This window comes from Methanocalculus natronophilus, assembly GCF_038751955.1.
In the GTDB taxonomy this organism is placed as follows: domain Archaea; phylum Halobacteriota; class Methanomicrobia; order Methanomicrobiales; family Methanocorpusculaceae; genus Methanocalculus; species Methanocalculus natronophilus.
The window spans coordinates 37,093-51,766 of sequence record NZ_JBCEXH010000003.1; the positions used below are offsets into that span (position 1 = coordinate 37,093).

The 14,674-nt window shown below is 52.7% G+C and carries 11 protein-coding genes; 6 read left to right on the plus strand and 5 right to left on the minus strand.

Annotated features, from left to right (window positions below; translation table 11 throughout):
* The first annotated feature begins 119 nt into the window (after nucleotides 1–119).
* The 3 genes from ABCO64_RS04195 (at nucleotide 120) to ABCO64_RS04205 (ending at nucleotide 5,075) form a co-directional block, all read left to right on the plus strand.
* Nucleotides 120–2,978 carry a M1 family metallopeptidase gene (locus ABCO64_RS04195; RefSeq protein ID WP_253457148.1) on the plus strand — a complete coding sequence of 953 codons (2,859 nt, stop codon included), beginning with the start codon at nucleotides 120–122 and terminating at the stop codon, nucleotides 2,976–2,978.
* A gap of 968 nt (nucleotides 2,979–3,946) precedes the next feature.
* Nucleotides 3,947–4,369 (plus strand): S-adenosylmethionine decarboxylase, encoded by a 423-nt coding sequence (speD, locus tag ABCO64_RS04200; protein ID WP_343089224.1) that lies wholly within the window; start codon nucleotides 3,947–3,949, stop codon nucleotides 4,367–4,369.
* Between the two features lie 55 nt (nucleotides 4,370–4,424).
* On the plus strand, nucleotides 4,425–5,075 hold the full coding sequence (locus tag ABCO64_RS04205; RefSeq protein ID WP_253457146.1) for a small multi-drug export protein: 651 nt from the start codon (nucleotides 4,425–4,427) through the stop codon (nucleotides 5,073–5,075).
* Here ABCO64_RS04205 and ABCO64_RS04210 read toward each other — a convergent pair.
* Both ABCO64_RS04210 and ABCO64_RS04215 read right to left on the minus strand, forming a co-directional pair.
* The gene (locus ABCO64_RS04210) at nucleotides 5,070–7,475 is read right to left on the minus strand and encodes a DNA-directed DNA polymerase (RefSeq protein WP_253457143.1); all 2,406 of its coding nucleotides are present in this window, start codon (nucleotides 7,473–7,475) and stop codon (nucleotides 5,070–5,072) included. The genes ABCO64_RS04205 and ABCO64_RS04210 overlap by 6 nt on opposite strands.
* Complete coding sequence (locus tag ABCO64_RS04215) at nucleotides 7,468–8,334, minus strand: malate dehydrogenase (protein WP_253457140.1); 867 nt, start codon at nucleotides 8,332–8,334, stop codon at nucleotides 7,468–7,470. Before ABCO64_RS04215 ends, ABCO64_RS04210 begins: the two co-directional genes overlap by 8 nt.
* A gap of 52 nt (nucleotides 8,335–8,386) precedes the next feature.
* Here ABCO64_RS04215 and ABCO64_RS04220 point away from each other — a divergent pair, with 52 nt between their 5' ends.
* Together ABCO64_RS04220 and ABCO64_RS04225 are read left to right on the plus strand one after the other, a co-directional pair.
* Complete coding sequence (locus ABCO64_RS04220; RefSeq protein ID WP_253457138.1) at nucleotides 8,387–9,274, plus strand: dihydroorotate dehydrogenase; 888 nt, start codon at nucleotides 8,387–8,389, stop codon at nucleotides 9,272–9,274.
* Entirely contained in the window at nucleotides 9,267–10,034 is a 768-nt protein-coding gene (locus tag ABCO64_RS04225) for a dihydroorotate dehydrogenase electron transfer subunit (protein ID WP_253457135.1), read from the plus strand. The genes ABCO64_RS04220 and ABCO64_RS04225 overlap by 8 nt, the downstream gene beginning before the upstream one ends.
* A gap of 4 nt (nucleotides 10,035–10,038) precedes the next feature.
* Here ABCO64_RS04225 and mobA read toward each other — a convergent pair whose 3' ends face one another.
* Genes mobA through ABCO64_RS04240 form a run of 3 tightly spaced genes read right to left on the minus strand, consistent with a single transcriptional unit; the run spans nucleotide 10,039 to nucleotide 13,110 of the window.
* The gene (gene mobA / locus ABCO64_RS04230; protein ID WP_253457132.1) at nucleotides 10,039–10,638 is read right to left on the minus strand and encodes a molybdenum cofactor guanylyltransferase; all 600 of its coding nucleotides are present in this window, start codon (nucleotides 10,636–10,638) and stop codon (nucleotides 10,039–10,041) included.
* A 13-nt stretch (nucleotides 10,639–10,651) separates the two neighbouring features.
* Nucleotides 10,652–11,116: a methylated-DNA--[protein]-cysteine S-methyltransferase gene (locus tag ABCO64_RS04235; protein WP_292615776.1), complete on the minus strand. Its 465-nt coding sequence runs from the start codon at nucleotides 11,114–11,116 to the stop codon at nucleotides 10,652–10,654.
* The gene (locus tag ABCO64_RS04240; RefSeq protein ID WP_253457126.1) at nucleotides 11,113–13,110 is read right to left on the minus strand and encodes an ATP-dependent DNA helicase; all 1,998 of its coding nucleotides are present in this window, start codon (nucleotides 13,108–13,110) and stop codon (nucleotides 11,113–11,115) included. The genes ABCO64_RS04235 and ABCO64_RS04240 overlap by 4 nt, the downstream gene beginning before the upstream one ends.
* A gap of 202 nt (nucleotides 13,111–13,312) precedes the next feature.
* On the opposite strand from ABCO64_RS04240, the gene purB reads away from it, so the two are divergent.
* Entirely contained in the window at nucleotides 13,313–14,653 is a 1,341-nt protein-coding gene (purB, locus tag ABCO64_RS04245) for an adenylosuccinate lyase (RefSeq protein WP_253457369.1), read from the plus strand.
* Nucleotides 14,654–14,674: the final 21 nt, after the last annotated feature.

The following is a 14,674-nucleotide window of genomic DNA, read 5'->3' on the forward strand; positions in this document are numbered from 1 at the left end:
TTACCCCCTTCTGGCCTGCTTGAACCTCTCAAATTTCTCCTCTCCTTTCTCCCCCGGCCCTCTCCCCATCTCCCCCCCCCACCATCACCTTTTATCCTTTCCAGATCGAATACATCCCCATGCCTGCGCAATCCGGGTATTCCCGCAGCGACTTTTCGCCCGCCCCCGTTGATGTCATCCACCTTGACCTGACGTTTGATATCCATGATACCGAGACGTATGTTGCTGCTGAATCCCTCTTCAGGACAAAAGATCAACCCATACGATCCATCAGGCTCAATGCACGAGATCTTGAGGTCCGCTCCATCTCATGCAGGGGCCGGTGGTGCGACTATACAGTGGAGGAAGATGGGATCCTCATCTCCTTTGAAAACGATATCCCGCCACATACCGGTTTTATCATCCTGACCGATACCATCTGCCGCCCATCCCACACCCTCCTCGAGGGCCTCTACTATGATCACGCTCATGATCAGACTCCTGCTCACGATAACACTCCGGATGGAGCGCCCCCCACCCAGATCACCCAGTGCCAGCAGTGGGGCTTCCAGCGGCTTCTCCCCTGTATCGACGAGATGACTGCCAAATGCACCTATCGGACAACAATCATCGCAGACTCGCGCTACACCCATATGATCTCAAACGGGGATATTGCCGTTCCCCGCCACCGCCTGGAACCGGGAAGACGGATTAGTGATCGGATTGGGAGCACCAGTCCCACAGCACCGCGTGACTCAATCACCTATGAAAATGTCACAACGCCGATGGCGCCATATCTCTTCTTCCTCGGTGTTGGAACATACGACTCCTTCCAGAGGGAGTTTGAGTACCCCTCAGGCAGATCCTTTCTCCTGGAACTCCTCTGCCCGCCCGGCTCAGACCCCATCCGGGCAGGCCAGGCACTTGATATCCTTGAAGACGGGATTCTCTGGATTTATCTCTTCACCGGACCTCACTGCCATGACTCAATTGGGATACGCCATGAGATATACCGTCTCTTCAGGAAGCGGGCAAAACTCAGGAGACGCGGAGCAGACCCAAACGATCTCAGGCGAATAACTGAACAGATGCGCAAACTCGATGCTGAGATCATCTCCGGCTATGTCTATTCCGGCTCAGTATACCGGGAGATCGGGATGCAGAACTCGGATTTCGGCGGGATGGAGAATGTTGGCAATACAACCATCCTGACAAACCGGCTGATGCCTTTTGATGGGATGACTGATCCCGGGTTTGAATACCTGCTTCGTGTCAAGGTACATGAATTCTACCATAATCTCAATGGATCAGAAGTTACCGGAGAGACGCCATTTGAGATCTGGCTGAATGAAGCAGTCACGGTACACGTGGAGCAGCAGTATCATGCATTCCATTTTGGTGACGCATACAGCCGCATCCAGTCAGCAATCCAGCTCCTTGACCCGGCAGACGGGACATTTGCCCGTGACACCGGAGCAGCGGCGATGCCGATCGAGCCGGATGGATTCAATGATCCAAACGACCTGATCACCCCGGTCACCTATGTGAAAGCCCCCGAATTTGTAAGAATGGTCGAGTTAATCCTTGGTAAAGAGCCATTTGCCTGGGCTCTCTCGATATATCACAGGAAATATGCCCATTCGAACGCAAGCCGGGATGACTGGGTCAGCCTGATGAGCTCCATTGCCGGGATGGACCTTGCGCCGATGGCAGAAGGGTGGCTGAAACGATCCGGCTTTCCGCGGGTCTCCGTCAGGACACACCATAATTCAGGTGCACGCCAATGCAGGATCATCCTTACCCAGTCTGGTGGGGATCCCCCGTGGATATTTCCCTTCTCTCTTGCCCTGATGCGATCTGATGGCACTGTGATTGCAGAAAAGTGTCATCCCGTCAGAGATGCAGAAGAGGAGATTATCTTCTCTGATGTTGATTCCCCTGCCTATCTCTCTCTCAACCGGGGTTTCTCCTTCTATGGCCTCATACCCGATTTTCCGGGCACCCGGGAATGTATCCTGCAGGCACGAACCGATCCTGATGTGGTGGCACGCTTTGTCGCCTACCAGAAGCTTGCCTCCCGGGAGATTGCCTGCCTGATGCAGGATCCATCAGCTGATCCCTCCCCCTCCTTCATCTCTCTCTTTATCGATCTCCTCTCTGATACCGAGCTGATGGAGACGGCAGGCGCACAGTTTCTGACCATCTTTGAAGATGCCGGCACTCAAGGTCCTGCTCACCGGTACCGCTCGGCATATGAGGCACGGGTCAGGCTTGAGAGAGGAATTGCAGAGAAAGAAGGAGCAATTCTTCAGGCACTCTACCGGGCATACCATACCTCTGACCAGATGTGGGATTCGCCTGGAAAGATGGCGGCCTGCATCCGTAACCGGCAGGTAAAAAACCTCTGCCTCAGTCTTCTGGCCCGCCTGGACACACCGGCGATCCATTCCATGATCTGCAATCAATTCAGAAACGCGACAGCTCCAACTGATCGGATGCATGCCTACGCTCTTTTGCTTGCATCGTCAGCACAGAATCGCCTCACACACTTCAGGAGTATGATGGAGGAGTCGCATACGAATCCTGTTCTCTGGGAGCAGTTTCTCGCTCAGACTGCAGGATCTGAAGCAGCTGATATCGTGGATCTCCTCAGGGAGATTGAAGCATCAGGCTATCTCACAATTGGGCAGGCAAATGATCAGCGGGCGCTGTATGGCAGGTTTGCCAGGAACAGGAAATATTCGCTCGAGACAGACGAGGGGCGATCCTTCTTGTATGACGCACTTCTACAGATGATGACAGTCAATGACTACATGACAGGTGGCCTTCTTGCCACCTTCTCCCATATCGATCAGATGGATCCCGCCTTCCACCTGCCGCTGATGGAACTGCTCCATTCCCTCCTCGAGAAAGCCGAATCACCGACTGTTCTCCTGACACTGAAACGGATCATCTCCGGCAATCCGGGAGCCCTCCGGGTTTATGATAACAGGCGGTAATACACCAGCAACTGAAAAGAAGTGCCTTCCTCTTCGATCTTGATGAGTGGTGGTCCTGGGATCATCAGGAATGATTGATGCGGTCAGGAGATTTGGTATGGAGGGATTCCCTGCTCCGTTTAGTTCTCAAGTAAACTGTGTTGTTCTTCTCCATAGTTCTGATAGTCCATTCCTATCCAAAGGCTGTCATACTACATGAATGGCTTCAAATCGCTAATTTTAGGCCAATATAATGAAAAAGGACGTCATATATCCTCACATTCATATCAATGACTCCATCTTCAGGCTTTAAGAGTAGTAGTGGTAGAAGAGTCAGCGACAGGGCCTGCGTTACGTTGAAGAAGAGCCACTCGTATTTGCGTATCGGATAACCCCCCACCGCCCCTGCCCCGTCCGCACATGCTTCGCAGGGGAGGTTGTACCGGGTTGCCGCAGATGCTGGCGCGGGAGGGGGCGGGAATGCTTCGTTTGGCTTGCCAGAAGCAGATACCACCCCGATTCCTTCGGAATCGCCTTTCAGGTTGCTCTGATGAGCAAGGGTGTATCAGCTCTGTCAGCCAGCTCCTCTTCGCCTGACCCCGCCCCCCGATACCCGCGCCGCACCTGCTTCACTCACTCCCAAATGTTCCCGGTTTCTGCATCGGGATCTCTACCCGGGATCTTTTCCCACGCTCCGAAGCATTCAGGAGAAACCCTTGTGTTCAGAAGCTTGGAGAAGACCCATCACCCAGGGAGCGCATCTCCTGAAAATACCTCTTTTGTAAAAAGCTGGCAAAATTGATTATTTCATGTTCTATTGCATTTTTTACTTTTGAAATCTGTTTCAGCACAGTAAAAGCTTTACTGTTCAATTTTAACTAAAAATCTCTTCTATGGGCTTTAAGGAGGTTAATAAATCCTTTTTTTCAACAACAATCTTTAAATATAGATTTCTGCAATCAGTACATACCCGGACAGGGAGATACATTGTGACCCAGACCATTCAGATACCAAAAGAGATCTCAGATGTTGAGATCATGAACCGTTTTAAAGACGAGAATATGTGGGGCCTCTGCACGGCGATTGACCTGAAAAACTGCAATCCTGAAGCAATCAGAAACCCCGAAATGATTCACCAGTTCGTGGTGGAGGTCTGCGACCTCATCTCGATGAAACGCTTTGGCGAACCCCAGATTGTGCATTTCGGTGCAAACGACCGTGTGGCCGGGTACTCACTCGTCCAGCTGATCGAGACCTCCTGCATATCCGGGCATTTTGCAAATGACACAAACAGTGCATACATCGATATATTCAGCTGCAGGGAATACCCGCCGCAGATAACAGCCCTGTTCTGTCAGAAATTTTTTGGAGCAGACGAGATCAAAACAACAGTCTTCTTCCGCTCCATCTGAAACGTCTCAATTTTTTTCCACAGCTTTAATTGTTCAGGCGTTCTAATCCTTTTTTGTGGAATTACCTGACAGGACAGAGTACCCTATCATTGGCGTGATCGTGCCGTTTCTCATCCTCTTTCTCTACATCGGCATATCTGCGCTATTTCTCCCCCCACTCCTCACTGCAAGCCTTCTCACGGTGATTGCAACCTATATCGTCTCACCGATTGGAAGATGGGCAATCCCCGTCATGGTTGGTATCGGTTTTCCCTGGTGGTATGCCGGGTTCACAATCTTCCTGCTGGATCTCCTCGGCGCACTCTTTATGGCATGGAATTTCCAGCATCTCTTTGCACTTCCTAAAATCGGTTCGTCCATGCAGAAGCTGGTTTTCAGAGTCGAGGAGCTGATCGGTGAGAACCCATGGATGGAGCGGTTCACGCTTGCCGCCCTTCTGCTCTATGTCACGCTTCCGGTGCATGGTGCAGGTGCCCTGATGGGATCCATGATCGGGCGATTCCTCGGCCATCCTCCCTGGCGGGTCTTCCTGGTGGTTGCCACAGGCTCTCTCATCGGCTCGTCTGTGATGGCGCTTGGATCAGATGCCCTGAGGCTGCTGCTCATCAGTAACATTGCAGTTGGGACAGGACTCATTCTCCTGCTCATTATCATTACTGCAATCGGGTATCTCGGGTACCGGTCACTCAGACGGAGAAGATTATGAGATCCCAAACATTGAGAGCGTCGTCTTCTCGGGGTCGATGTCCGACCAGTCCCATCCAAGCCCCTCAATGATCCGTGATATCGGCCCTTTCACCGTCTTTTCAAGCATCTTCTCCCAGTCAATGATGAACTCCGGCGGTACCTGGTCTGCATATTCAAAACAGAGCACATCGGTGTTTGGATAGGTGCTGGCGACATATTTTACATAGACCCGCTTGGGTTTGCTTCCTTTCTTAAAATCGGCCCGTAAATAGGTGTTGGCATAGATTGCTCCCCGGATATGGGCATCTTTTGTATCATAATCATCAAGATGCTTGCCAATTCCTCCCGGAATCCCGGCATCGTCCAGTGAACACCGCCCCTGCCGGTAATGCCTGATCACCTCGCCAAGATATTCCCTGACAGCATCAAACCCCTCACCTTTCAGGATCATCTCGATAACTGTTCTCTGGACGATCTTTGTGATATGTGGAGAATCGGATCTCCGCATCTCGAAACCGACAATATCGGTCTGATCCACAAGGGATCCCTCTTTCCAGATGAGGTGGCCTGCATACCGCTTCTTCTTCCCTGCCTGGAAAAATCGCTGGTAGACCTTCTCGAACTTGATTGAGAAGAAGTGTGTATCAGCATTCAGCACCTGCCGGGCAAAGGTATCAAAGCTTGCATTCAGCTCTTCCTCGATACTATGGGCAATTGGAATAACCGTCTCCAGATCACCCGGGGGGAGCTGGACAAAACAGGAGTCGGTATCTCCATACAGGACAGTATACCCCAACTGATCGATTATATCCCGGGTATGCTGGATGATTGCCCGTCCAACCGAGGTGACTGCAGATCCGATCTCGCGGTCGTACAGCCTGAAACGGGCATACCCGGAGACTCCATAATAGGTGTTCATGATCACTTTCAGCACGTTCTGCTGGAGATCATAGAGGAGGTACTCATCTGATCCATAGGGGTAGGTATTTCTGATCCGTTTCTTCTCATCTCGCTCCTCCAGAAGCTCGCTGATAATACTCCTTGTCAGGCCGTCAGGCGCTTTTTTGAACCTGATGCCGTTTGGTGCCTTGATCTCACCATCCGGATCCTTTGTCTCGGGGGATGCGTTCAGGGTCATCATCGCCATCGGGTAGAGTGATTTTAAATCCAGCACTACGACGTTCTCCCTGACCCCGGTTGCCGCTTCAAAAACTGTTGCTCCCTCAAACTCATCGGCAGAAGCATGGCCCTTGGAAGGAAGGACAAATGATCCGGCTGCTTTTCTCAGGATATAGATATCAATGACGTTTGATGAATTGAGTGTCCTGTCAAGCGGGCAGCCGACATACCTGGCAATCTCCTGGTAGAACCTGATGATGCTGTTTTTCGCATCTATCCCGACACAGAGCTCAACATCCTTGTAGTTATACTCGATCAGCCTGACAGGATCGTGTTTATAGAGTGAATACACCGTTCCGGTATACCTGACCTTCCCTTCACCAAGCTCCTCTTCTGCGATGGCATCAAGCCTGTAGGATTCCTTCTGTGATGTCTGCACCTTCCTGTATGCCTCAAGAAGATCAAAGATCACTCTGCCCCGGATGGCGTTTCGTTCGGTCTGGCCGGGGAGTCGTGAGAGATCAACTGCATTGAGCCCGAGTGTATTGATCCTCTGGACAATATAGGGAATATCAAACTCCAGGACATTCCATCCGCTGATAATATCCGGGTTTGTATCCCTGATATACCTGATAAATGCCTCGAGCAAGGATTTCTCATCCGGATAGGCACAGATGGTATGCATCTTCTCCGAGAAGCAGCCGTTTGCATACCCTCCGTTCTTCATCTCCGTCTCGTGATCTGTCTCTCTATCCACAGACGTGAGGAGGAAGGTGGTATACCTGCAGTCAAAGGAGTCATAGCAGGTGATGCAGAAGATCGGCTGCTTCCCGGGTTCTGGAAACCCGTCACTATCATCACATTCGATATCAAGGAAACAGACCCGTGCGGGGGCATCAACAACGGCCGGTTTCACGTCCCTGTAATCAACGGTTGTATCCGGAACAATTACCCCGCCGGTTACATCGCAGTCGATCATGAACCGGGTGGCAAAGGGGATGTCTGCTTCAAAGTGGTGGTAGCGTTCACGTATCTCCCTGACATCACCCGGACGCTGTGTATAGAGGCGGACAACCTCCTGGCCCTTGATTGTCCGTGCTCTGGTATCTGAGACTTCTATGGAATCGGGATTGTTTCCGGAGTGTGCTTCTTCTACAGGTACATAGAAATAGGGCAAAAATCCGGTCACCACGACTGTCACCGCTGATCCGCTTTTATCCCTGCCAAAGATATGTATCAGCGGCCCGCCCGCGGTATTGCTGTATTCTACCTGGATAACGGCAATCTCGTATTCAGACATCCAGCCTCCGGCAGAGTGCCTGGAGATGGCTTGCGGCAGCATCGAGGTGTTTTCGCTCCCACGCATCAAGTCTCCAGTCATCATCTATCTCTGCTCCCTTTTGTGAGATGGTGGCAGGAACTCCCATTGCACACCCTTCATAGCCATACTCACCGTCTAAAGAGAGAGAGCAGGTGATCGTCTCTTTCTTTGTACCACTCAGCATCCGGATCAGATCGACTATATGGAGTGCCGGGCCAAACGCCGTCCCCCCCTTGCCAGCAATGATCTCCATGCTGGAACCCCGAAGTCCGGCGAGGATCTCTTCACGCAACTGATCAGCAACAGGCTCGCGAAGCCTGGAGAAGATCGGTACCTGGTGCTCGCCATGCTCGCCAAGTACATATGCCTCACCTTCTATCCCGCGCTTTTGCAGCGCCACTTCAAACCGGCGCGAGTCGAGCTGGCCGCCAAACCCGATACAATCTCTGCGTGGAAGATCAAGTACACGCGAGAAGTAGTAGCAGAAGATGTCCATTGGGTTCGATACCACAATCAGTTTTCCAGAGAAGCCGTCAAGGTGCTTTCTGCAGGCTTCGGCAACCGGAAGGTTGGCATCAAAGAGATCCGCACGTGTCTTAATCGACGGATTCCGCGGCGAGCCGGCAGCAAAAATACAGATGTCCGCATCCCTTATTGCGCCCGTCTCTGTTGATATTGGTATCCCAAGTGGCGTATGGCGAAGATCGAGAACCTGGGCGCGAAGGAGTGGCTCATAGGTATCTGTCAGGATCAGCTCATCAATAATCCCAAGGGCAGCTGCTGCAAACGCACATTCCCCGCCGACACGACCAACACCAAGTACTGCGAGGCTCGTCATACTACAGGTACTTGGGGTATGCTCATTATTAAACAGCACCAATTCCCTCTGGATGATCACGCTGCAGAACGATCCTGTCAATGTGGGCGGCATCACGCTCAATAATCACCTTATCCTGGCAGCAGGTGTCCTTGGAACGACTGGTGCATCGATTCGCCGGATGCTCAGGGGTGGCGCGGGGGGAGCAGTCACCAAGTCGATAGGCCCGGTGCCTGCTGCCGGCCACCCGGGCCCCTGCCTCATTCCGCTGGATGGCGGGCTCCTGAATGCCATGGGTCTCCCAAACCCGTCACAAGAGTTTGCCTCTGAACTGGCACACCTGGCAGAAGAGCCGGTCATCGTCAGCATCTTCGGCGGCACACCTGATGAATTCCAGACAGTTGCCTCCTGGTTTGCAGATATTGCAGCAGGATATGAGCTGAACCTCTCCTGCCCCCATGCAGAAGGATATGGTGCGGCGATCGGATCTGATCCCCGGATGGTGCGTGCCTGCACCGAAGAGGTGGCGGCCTTTGGCCTCCCGACATGGGTAAAACTCACCCCCAATGTCACTGACATAGCTGTGATCGGAGAGGCTGCAGAAGCCGGAGGTGCGACTGCGCTTGTTGCCATCAATACTGTCCGGGCGATGCGGATCTCAACCAAACTCCGCCGCCCGGTACTTGGAAACCGGTTTGGAGGGCTCTCAGGGCCCATGATCTTTCCGATTGCGCTCCGCTGTGTCTATGATCTCTATGAAGCCTGTTCAGTTCCGATCATCGGGTGCGGTGGGATATCATCTGCTGCCGATGTCATTGAGATGATGATGGCCGGAGCGTCTGCGGTGCAGATCGGATCTGCAGTCTATGATGATATCGGGGTCTTTGACCAGATAGCTTCAAAACTCTATTCAGATCATGGCTGTTCTGCGGCCGAGATCGTGGGGTGTGCCCATGAATGACGGCATGCCGCGGGTTGTAACAATCCGTGAGATGATCCGGGAAACGCCGGCGGTTGCCACCATCAGGTTTGACCATGCATTTGACAGTCTACCCGGCCAGTTCTGCATGGTCTGGGTGCCGGGAATTGATGAGGTCCCGATGGGCTTCTCAGGAGCAGACCAGATAACCGTTCAGGAGGTTGGCACGGCAACCAGAGCACTCACCTCACTCACCCCCGGCGACAACATTGGTATCCGGGGGCCGTTTGGGAATGGCTTCTCTCCGGTTGGGCGCGTACTTGCTGTTGCTGGCGGGGTTGGTGTTGCCCCGCTCCTGCCGCTTGCTAAAGAGGGATCAGTTGCCACCTTCATCCTTGGTGCACGAACAAGGGACGAACTCATTGCAGCTGATATCCTCGCTGACCAGACAGATCTGCATATTGCAACAGATGATGGAACCGCAGGCTACCATGGCTTTGTCACAGGCGTACTTGACTCGGAGATCGATATTGCCTCATTTGACACCATCTGTGTCTGCGGGCCCGAGCTGATGATGAAAAGTATCCTCGATCGCCTTGCTCTTCGTAACATGGAGCAGAGGGGGCAGTTCTCTCTCCACCGCTATATGAAATGCGGTGTGGGTGTCTGCGGGTCATGCTCACTTGATCCCGATGGGTTGCGGGTCTGCAGGGATGGCCCGGTCTTCAGCGGTGATCAGATCTCCTCCTCAGAGTTTGGCGAGTATGCCCGTGATGCAGGCGGGCAGAAACAAAAGATCTAAAAAATCACTCATTTCCATTTATTGCGTCAAGGTCAGTGAGCTCATTAATATTGGTAAAAGACCGGAGATCCGGATCCAGCTTCCTGATATCCTGGATCGGGATGAAGAGCTGGTTGATTGACCTGATCATTGAACGGAGAGAGTAGGAGGTGTGCGTCTGTATGTACTCTCGCAGGCTTTCTTTCCTGTAGACTGCATGAAGTGGTTCATACATATCATCACTCCAGTATGGCACTGCGGCATCATAATCGCCAATTGCAGAGAAGAGATGTTCAACAACATCTGAACGTATACAGGGCATATCACAGGCGGTGATAAAGATGAGATCTCCCTCTGCCTCTTCAATCCCGGCGATAATCCCGCCAAGAGGCCCGATCCCACGGACTGAATCGCTTGCGGTTTTGATGCCCGCCATATCCTGGAACTTCCGGCATTGTTCTTCGTCCCTGGCAACGATGATGATCTCGTCAGTGACATGAGCGAGTGTCCCGATCATATGAGAGATGAAGGTCTCTCCTTTGTACTCGAAGAAATACTTCTCCATACCCCCGGATCGCCTTGCCTCACCGCCGACCAGAATTAGTGCTGTTCTCTCCCCCGGCATGTATCGTCACGTATTATAATTTGTTTCTTCTGTTAATGACTGTCTTTTGTTTCACGGCTGCTGATTCAAGTTTGAGTAGATCTTCTTTGATCCGTATATCCGGTGTAAATCCACCGATACCATGCTTTCCGACAACCCGGTGGCAGGGGATTATGATGGGGGTTGGGTTTCTCCTGAGTGCGGCACCAACGGCCCGTGGATGCGTGCCTGCTGCAGCTGCCACCTCCGCATAGGTTTGCGTCTCTCCATAGGGTATTGCAGCGACAACACGGTAGATGCGGGCAGAAACCGAGTCCCCTTCCTCTGCTGGTGATCGGAAGAGAGAGAAGCTCTGTCTCTTTCCAGCAAGGTATTCGGTCAGTTCAGGGTGAAGCGGAGAATCTGCATCACTTTTTCCAAACCAGATACGCAGGCAGCAGCTGCCATCCCAGACTGCTGATACCGGCCAGAGGCCAAACCGCCCGGTCCCCTCGCTCACCGCCACCTGGCAATCACCCCTGGCAGCGTGTCTGTCCGAACCGTCGTCATCTCTTCCTGCATCCAGGGAGGGAGGCCGCCCTTCACCTCGGGCTCAAGAAACCTGCTATCCCCGAGTAGCAGCACACCGCGGTCCTCAGGTGTCCTGAGTACCCTTCCAAGAGCCTGGGCTGCTTTATTGATTGCCGGGAGGGTGTATGCGATGAACTCACCCTCCCTGTTGAATTTGCGTTTGAAATACTGGATGCTCATCCCGCGGACACGAGTATACGGGGCAAGCGGCAGGCCAACCACCATGGCCCCGGCAAGCAGCTCTCCGCGATAGTCAAGGCCTTCACTCCATTTCCCACCACTTACCGCAAAGAGGATGCCTGATCGCCTCTTCCCGGGGAGCGAAAGAAACTCTGCGAGGAGTTCATTGGCTTCACGTGCATCCCGGGATTCCACAAAGACTTTTTTCTTTTTGATTCTGCACTTTGATGCGTAATCGCTCATGATCTGGTATGAGGGGAAATAGACGGCAAGGTTTCCTTTTGCTTCAGCGAATGCTTCAATTGCCAATACTGTCCGTTCGATATTCCCTTTGTCCTGCCGCATCCGGAAGGCTGTCGTAATGTCTTCAGCCACAAGCAGAAGACGGTTTTCTTTTGGAAATGCGTTTGGGATTGAGAGGGTACAAACCGGCATATGTTCAAAATAATACCGTTTGAAACTCTCTATCGGGGAGAGGGTGCCGGATATGAAGATACAGGCATGGTGGGATGCAGCAATGGCCTGCAGCTTTCCTGCCGGATCAATATTCCGGACTTCCAGGATGACCGAATCCTCGTCTTTTTTATACACGGTCAGGTACGCCGGATCTGTTGAAGAGCAATGAATCCGGTAGAGGAATTCACAGAGGCGCTCAATGGATGTCTCTTTATATTCCCCTGTCTGGAGACTCTTCTCCCGGACAAGATCACTGATTGCAATGACATCCTCAACAATTGCAGCCATCGAAGGGTAGAGTGATCCTTTCGTCAGTATACGGTCAAAGATTGCAGGGTCAAACCAGTCTTCTGTCTCAGTGGATTGCCGGAGCCCCTCCATGAAGTCTCCTATCCTGGGGAGGACGTGCCGGACGGCTTCTGCACCTTTCACTTTTGTCTTCAGGGATGCGAGTTCATTGGATGCCTGCTGGATATCCCGCTCCCTGAATTCGACGCTCTGGATACCCTGCACCACGTCACCGACATTATGGCCTTCATCAACCAGGAGAATGATATCCTGCGGCTCGACATTCAGCGTCACCAGCAGCTGCTCCCGGATCTCGTCATTGAAGAGATGATGATAATTGACGATGACGACATCAGCATGTTTTGCAGCAGTCATCATCAGATCATAGGGGCAGAGCGTGCCTGCAAACGCATGCAGGTAGTCGGGATTGATGACACTCATCGCAGCCTTCTCGGCTTTTTTCCGGATGTCCTGGGATGGCACAAGCCGGAGTGCGTCATCACCTTCGAGGTATACCCTGCTGTTTACGAAATACGGGCAGATGAGCGGGTGGTCACGGTCCTGCTTTTTTATCTGCCGTATGATCTCGGGATCTTTGGCGGGAACAAGCGATCCTTTGACTGCCCGCTCCCGCATCAGGGCAGTCGTGAACGTCTTGACTCCTTCACACTGCCGATAGACATCCCCAACCCCGCCAAGCGGACACATACTCCGTTTCCCGATCAGGTAGGTGAATTTCAGCCCCGGCTTCTTCTGCCGGATCAGCTCGAGCTCCCGTATGAAGGTGTTCAGCTGGCTGATTGTCCGGACGGCAATCAGGATGGTTTTTCCGCCTGCACCTGCAAGGAGGGCGGAAACAACACTGGACTTTCCACTGCCTGTTGGGGCATCAATCATCAGGATACCTCCTCCTACAGCAGTCTCTGCGGCAGCGTCAAGCATCCGCTCCTGGTGCGGGCGATAGTGATTGTAGGGAAACCAGTCGTCAATTGAAGTCATGCACGGGAACTCTCTTTAATCAGGGGAATGATTTCTGAATTGTCAACTCTTCCTGGAGAAGTCTTCTACAGGATTTGGTTTGGGGATTATAAAGTGGTGACGTACCCGGGTTCTGTTTTCAAAGCTTCTGTTTTCAAAGCTTTTGTTTGCCAGGATACTTCTGATGGATCTGTTTATTCCTGCAGACGATCCATCTGTATACATGCCGATTCACCCGATAGACTTCCGGTATGGTACCCAGGAGATGCGGCGGATCTGGAGCGAAGAGGCGCGGTTTAACGCAATAATCCGCTCAGAAGCAGCCCTGGCAGCAGCGGAAGCCGAAGTTGGCCTGATCCCCTCTGATGCAGCAGAAGCAATTGCTGCTGGTGCATCAAAGGTAACACTTCGCCGTGCAAACGAGATTGAGGCTGAGATCAACCATGACATGATGGCAGTTGTGAAGGCGCTCGCCGAGGTTTCCGGGCCAGCGGGCCGCTGGGTGCATTACGGTGCAACCTCCAATGACATCCTTGATACCGCAACCGCACTTCAGGTAAAAGATGCTCTGGACTGCATCGAAGAGAAGCTCAAAATTCTCCTTGGGATACTTATCGAGCGGAGTACTGCAACCCGGATGCTCGTCTGTGCAGGCCGGACACATGGCCAGATCGGTGTCCCGACAACCTACGGGCTCAGGTTTGCGATCTGGGCTTCCGAGATCGGCAGGCACATTCTCCGTCTCCGGGATATCCGGCCCCGTGTCGTTGTTGGCCAGCTGACCGGTGCGGTCGGTACACAGGCGGCATTTGGTGATGATGGAATGGAAGTGCAGGCTGCGATGATGCGCCATCTTGGGATCGGATCAGTGGATGTCTCAAACCAGGTCATCGCAAGGGACCGGTATGCTGAGTATTTCTTTATGCTCGCAAACATCGCAACCACTCTCGACAAGATCGGAATTGAGATCCGCAGCCTCCAGCGGACCGAGATTGCAGAGGTTGAAGAGGCATTTGGGAAGAAGCAGGTTGGATCAAGCACCATGCCGCATAAGAGAAACCCCATAAAAAGCGAGCAGGTTGGCGGCCTTGCCCGGGTGATCAGATCAGCAGTTGAGCCGGCACTCTTAAACAACACCCTCTGGGACGAGCGCGATCTGACCAACTCCTCGTGTGAACGGGTGATCTTTCCTGAAGCAACCATCCTCTGCGATCACTGCCTGAAGGTGATGGCTCAGGCGCTTGATGGCCTGATCATAAAGGAAGAGAATGTCAAAAAGAACCTGGATCTCCAGCATGGGATCAACCTTGCCGAGTCGGTGATGATCGAACTGACACGGCGCGGGATGGATCGGCAGGCAGCACACGAAATAATCCGGGAAACCAGCATGAAGGCACTTATGGAGACGCGTCCTCTTGCGGATATCCTCTCAGAAATCCCTGAAGTGACCGCGCTCATCTCGCCAGCCGAGATCGAGGATGCACTCCAGCCAGAACGGTATATCGGGACAGCTGTCCAGCAGGTTGAGCGGGTGATCAAAAAGCTTGCCCCCCTTACCTCGTAATCTCCCCCTTTTTTTTCTGCA

Bases quoted from the DNA above. Each gene is read 5' to 3' on its own strand.
- ABCO64_RS04195 (WP_253457148.1), top strand. From the start codon at position 120: ATGCCTGCGCAATCCGGGTATTCCCGCAGCGACTTTTCGCCCGCCCCC.
- ABCO64_RS04210 (WP_253457143.1), bottom strand. From the start codon at position 7,475: ATGTCTGAATACGAGATTGCCGTTATCCAGGTAGAATACAGCAATACC.
- ABCO64_RS04215 (WP_253457140.1), bottom strand. From the start codon at position 8,334: ATGACGAGCCTCGCAGTACTTGGTGTTGGTCGTGTCGGCGGGGAATGT.
- ABCO64_RS04220 (WP_253457138.1), top strand. From the start codon at position 8,387: ATGATCACGCTGCAGAACGATCCTGTCAATGTGGGCGGCATCACGCTC.
- ABCO64_RS04225 (WP_253457135.1), top strand. From the start codon at position 9,267: ATGAATGACGGCATGCCGCGGGTTGTAACAATCCGTGAGATGATCCGG.
- mobA (WP_253457132.1), bottom strand. From the start codon at position 10,638: ATGCCGGGGGAGAGAACAGCACTAATTCTGGTCGGCGGTGAGGCAAGG.
- ABCO64_RS04240 (WP_253457126.1), bottom strand. From the start codon at position 13,110: ATGACTTCAATTGACGACTGGTTTCCCTACAATCACTATCGCCCGCAC.
- purB (WP_253457369.1), top strand. From the start codon at position 13,313: ATGCCGATTCACCCGATAGACTTCCGGTATGGTACCCAGGAGATGCGG.